We start from the raw sequence: 4,775 nt of genomic DNA on the forward strand, positions 1-4,775 counted from the left end.
ATCGTGATCTCGATCTTGCCCGGCCCGCCGCCGTGATTATCGCCCTTACCCGAATCCTTCGACATTGTCCTACTCCTGTGGCTTGCCAACCGTCCCACGCCCTGGCGCCCACCTGCGAGTGAGACCGGCGGTCTTCAATCGTTCACCCGGCGCCACGGCCGCGAGTACGCGAAAGACAGGGGATAAGCTACCGAATCGGTGCTTGCCTTCTTTTATGGGTGACTTGAGCCGCAAGTAAATGGTCTCAAATTGCTCCTCACAACTATAATCGATTATAGCAATGCGAAAATATTGGCGACACGCCTATTCATCTGCTCTCTCACTCGCCTGCTCCGTGCTTGGCAAGGGGAGCTTTGACTGCGTCACGCGTCCCCCAATCCTGCAACGCATTCACCCGAGCCTGCGCGACACCAGCGCCCGCACCGGCCGTGATCCGCAGAACGAAACGCTGATCGTGGCGTTCTATCGCGAACTGGCGCTGCTGTTCTGGCTAGACGATTGCAACGACGTTGGCCTGATCGCGCCGGAGCAGCTCGCCGCCGTGGAGCAGGCGCTGGGGCACGGCGTACCGTGCGTTCTCTCCGGATTCGAGGGCTGCGCTCAGCTGCGCGCTTCGCTGGTGCTGGATCGGCGAACGGCGCCGGCCACGGTGGCCGCTGGCTGGGAGTACATCCATTTCGAACACTGCGCACTGCCCGAGTTGGACCTGACGCAGATCGACCTGCGCGCCTCGCTGCTGGGCAAGGCTATGCGCGCGCCGCTGCTGATCAGCTCTATGGCCGGCGGCATGCCACGGGCCGAGGCCATCAACCGGCATTTGAGCGAGGCAGCGCAAGCCTTGCGGATCGCCATGTGCGGTTCGCAGCGTGTGAGCCTGCAATCCCGTAACTCCCAGGGGCTAACGCGCGCGCTGCGCCGCCTGGCGCCAGACATTCCCTTGCTGGCCAATATCGGCGCCGCGCAACTGCGGGAGGCCGACGGCCTGGACCTGGCGCGTCGCGCGGTGGACGCGCTGGAGGCCGATGGGCTCATCGTCCATCTCAATCCGCTGCAGGAAGCGGTACAGCCGGGAGGGCGACCGCGACTGGCGCGGCGTCCTGGCGCTGATCGCTGGCGCCGCGCGCATCGTGGGCGTGCCGATCGTGGCCAAGGAAGTGGGGGCGGCCTGTCCGCCTCGGTGGCCTGTGCGCTCGTCGAGGCGGGCGTGGCGGTAATCGATGTCGCCGGCGCCGGCGGCACCAGTTGGGCCGCAGTGGAGGGCGAGCGCGCCCGCAATGCCGCCGACCGTGCAGTGGCGATGTCATTCGCCAATTGGGGGATTCCCACCCTGACCAGCGTGCAGGCGGTGCGTCGGGCGCTGCCAACGGTGAAGCTGATCGCGTCGGGCGGGATCCGCGATGGCGTCGACGTGGCCAAGGCCATCCGCCTGGGCGCGGACATCGCCGGGCAGGCGGCCAGCGTGCTGGGCGCGGCGACAGTGTCCACCGAGGCCGTTGTCGCGCATTTCGAGATCGTCATCCGCCAGTTGTTGGGTCACCATCAAACCAATTTGACGCCCCGGGACAATATCGTCCGGCATTGTCCGGTGTGCGACGATGTTGGGGATGCGACATAGGCGGATTGCCGTGTATTAAACCGCTTTTCCTTTGGCACGCATATTGCGCCCTATCGGTAAACCTCGTCATGGGCCGGCGGCAATCGCTCGGAGATTGTCGAAATAGCACAATCTGCCGGGGTGACATCCGGCCCGACTAGAGCAGGACCTTTCAGATGATGCAGAAAAGCAAGCGGCCATACTCGCGGGGAAATAGTCGCGTCAGGGCTGCATGGACGCTCTTTCCTGGTTGTTTCGGCGACGGACGCCAACTCTTCAATCGGCACCCGAACCAGTGCCTGGATGTCCAAGGAGCGCCCCTGTTGCGCGTGCCTGGCTGCACCCGCGTGCTGGCTCTCCTCCAAGGCGACGCTCGGCGCTGCTGCAGACCGGCGACGAGAACCCAACTTCAAAATTAGCATTCCGAAAACCGAAAGAAGTGAACAGGTATGTCCAGGATCGGCGCTTTGACGCGCGCGGCATGGCGATCGGCAACTCAGACGCTGGCCAAGGGTTCGAAAAGTTTACACCCGACGCTAGCGCCGGCCGATTTCAAGCGCGCACTTACGATCAACGATCGATATGGCGGGCTCACTGTCAATGTCCCCAAAATGCCTTTCTGGCTGACCGGGGGTGAAGCCTTCGTCTACCGCCGGACTAGCCACGGCGAGCAGCAGTTCATGCAGGTCGATGCTGCCACGGGTTTCAAGCGGCCCGCTTTCGATCAGGCGCGTCTGGCGGCAGCGCTAAACAAGGTGAGCCATGAGAGCTATCAAGCCGGCAATCTTCCGTTCGACCGTTTCGAACTGAGTGAGGATGGTCGCAGGCTCGACTTCCAGATTGAAGACACCCGGTGGAGCTGCGACCTTGCAAGCTATGACTGTACCAGCACCACATTCGATGCAAGGAAAGGGGACCGTAGGGAGCTCAGCCACCGCTACACGCCGCCAGCGGAGAACAACCCCGACAAGAGCAACGCGTCGCCCGACGGCAAATGGATCGCCTATATCAAGAACTGCAACGTTTTCCTGCGCAGCGAGGACGGATTGCAGGATGTTCCTCTGAGCCGGGACGGAGCCGAAGGCAATTGCTACGTCTTTTCGACGCTGAGCTGGTCGCCGGACTCGCGCCACCTCGCCGCTTACCTTGTTCGCCCCGGCTATAGGCGAGAGGTCCGCTACCTCAATTCATCGACGGACCAGTTGGAGCGGGAATATTCAACAATATTCTATCCCAGGCCGGGCGATGTCCTTCCGCTGCCCCAACCAGTCCTGTTCGACATTGCCGGCCGGCGCCAGATCGTGATTGACGGTGCCCTCTTCTCGAACGTCTTCGAACTTTCCCCTCTCCGGTGGTGGGCGGACAGCCGCGGCTTCACTTTCGAATATAACCAGCGCGGGCATCAGCTCTATCGCTTGGTCGAGGTAGACGCCGCCTCGGGCCGCGGGCGCTCCCTGATCGATGAGACCAGCGAGACATTCGTGGATTATTTGCCGCTGGGGCATGGCCAGGAGGATGCCGGAAAAATCTTCCGTTACGATGTCGATGACGGGAAGGAGATCATCTGGGCATCAGAGCGCGACGGGTATGAGCATTTGTATCTTTTCAACGGCCGGACAGGCGCGCTCGAAAACCAGATCACCCGAGGTGAGTGGGTCGTCCGGAGGGTCAACCATGTCGATCCGGTGAAGCGTCAGATCTGGTTCGAGGCGAGCGGGATGAACTCGCAGGAGGACCCCTATTGGGTCCATGCTTACCGCATCGGCTTTGACGGCAAGGGACTGACTGCACTGACGCCCGAACCGGCCAACCACCATATCGAGTTCTCGCCTGACAGGCGCTATTATGTCGATCTCTGGTCACGCATCGATCTGCCCCCGCGCATGGCACTCTACCGCGCCAGCGACAATGCCAAGCTCCAGCAGATCGAGACGGCCGACATTTCCGAGCTCGTCGCCGCAGGCTGGCAGCCGCCGCTCAGTTTCCATTCCAAGGGGCGCGACGGCAAAACTGACATCTGGGGTGTGCTCCACCTGCCAGCCAACTTCGACCCGACGAAGAAATACCCGGTTGTGGAGAATATCTATGCTGGACCCCACGGCTCCTTCGTCCCAAAATCCTTCTCGCGGTGGACAGAGCCGCTCACGCAGCTGGGCTTCGTCGTTGCTCAGATCGACGGCATGGGCACCAACAACCGCTCCCGCGCCTTCCATGATGTTGCTTGGAAGAATCTGAAGGACGCAGGATTTCCCGATCGCATTCTGTGGCACAAGGCGGCGGCCGCGCAATATCCATGGTACGACATATCCAACGTCGGCATTTTTGGCGCATCCGCCGGCGGCCAGAGTGCAGTCAGCGCGCTGCTCTTTCACCCCGATTTCTACAAGGTCGCCGTCGCCAAAAACGGCTGCTTCGACAACAGGATAGACAAGACCTGGTGGAATGAACTGTGGATGGGGTGGCCGGTCGGCATTGAATATTCGCAATCCTCCGCCGTTGACAATGCTCACAGGCTGCAGGGCAAGCTGATGATCGCGGTCGGCGAAATGGATGATAATGTCGATCCGTTTTGCTCGTTCCAGCTTGCCGATCGACTCATCAAGGCAGGAAAAGATTTTGACATTGTCTACGTTCCTGGTGCCAATCACCATACTCTAGGCACCTACACCGAGCGCAAACTCCTAGACTTCTTCGTTCGCAACATTCTCGGTCAGACCCCGCCCGACTGGAACAGCAAACCGATCGAGCTGGAGTAGCTTGTGGCTCTTGCAATTGTTAGCTCGCCTTATCGGCTGTAATCAGGGCGAGGCGCGAGCAAATCTGCACCGAAGGACGATCGTGGAGTCTAGGACTTGCGCTGCGTATTGAGGATAGGCTCGCCGCGACGTTGGTCTGAGCAAACTGCTTGATAGGCACGCCTGCAGACCGCGTGTGTGCGATTGCAAGATCCCCTATCAGCCTGGTGTGAAGCGTTCAGGGGAAAAGCCGCACCCAACGCCGCTTCCGCTCGCCGTAACGCTACGGCGGTGCGGCCCACCCGATCCGCTCGACGAGCATAGGAACACATAGGTCCCCGAACGGACGATTACCTTGGCAATAGAAGACCCTCGTCGGTCATCGCCGCTGTGGGTGGCAGCCCGTCGGTCTGGAGCTGCCACGATTCTCATCCTCGCGTCACATA

1 protein-coding gene and 2 pseudogenes are annotated in these 4,775 nt (G+C 61.2%); all 3 read left to right on the forward strand.

The annotated features are described in order from the left end of the window. Positions 1 to 376: 376 nt before the first annotated feature. A pseudogene (locus tag EOA27_RS41570) lies at positions 377 to 616 on the forward strand (hypothetical protein); the annotation flags it as partial. Continuing rightward, positions 605 to 1,528, forward strand: a pseudogene (gene fni / locus EOA27_RS22560) (type 2 isopentenyl-diphosphate Delta-isomerase); the annotation flags it as partial. The pseudogenes EOA27_RS41570 and fni, both read left to right, overlap by 12 nt. Before the next feature lie 515 nt (positions 1,529 to 2,043). Then, positions 2,044 to 4,350: a S9 family peptidase gene (locus tag EOA27_RS22565; protein WP_126080685.1), complete on the forward strand. Its 2,307-nt coding sequence runs from the start codon at positions 2,044 to 2,046 to the stop codon at positions 4,348 to 4,350. Positions 4,351 to 4,775 lie beyond the last annotated feature (425 nt).

The organism is Mesorhizobium sp. M2A.F.Ca.ET.037.01.1.1 (assembly GCF_003998075.1).
Taxonomy (GTDB): domain Bacteria; phylum Pseudomonadota; class Alphaproteobacteria; order Rhizobiales; family Rhizobiaceae; genus Mesorhizobium.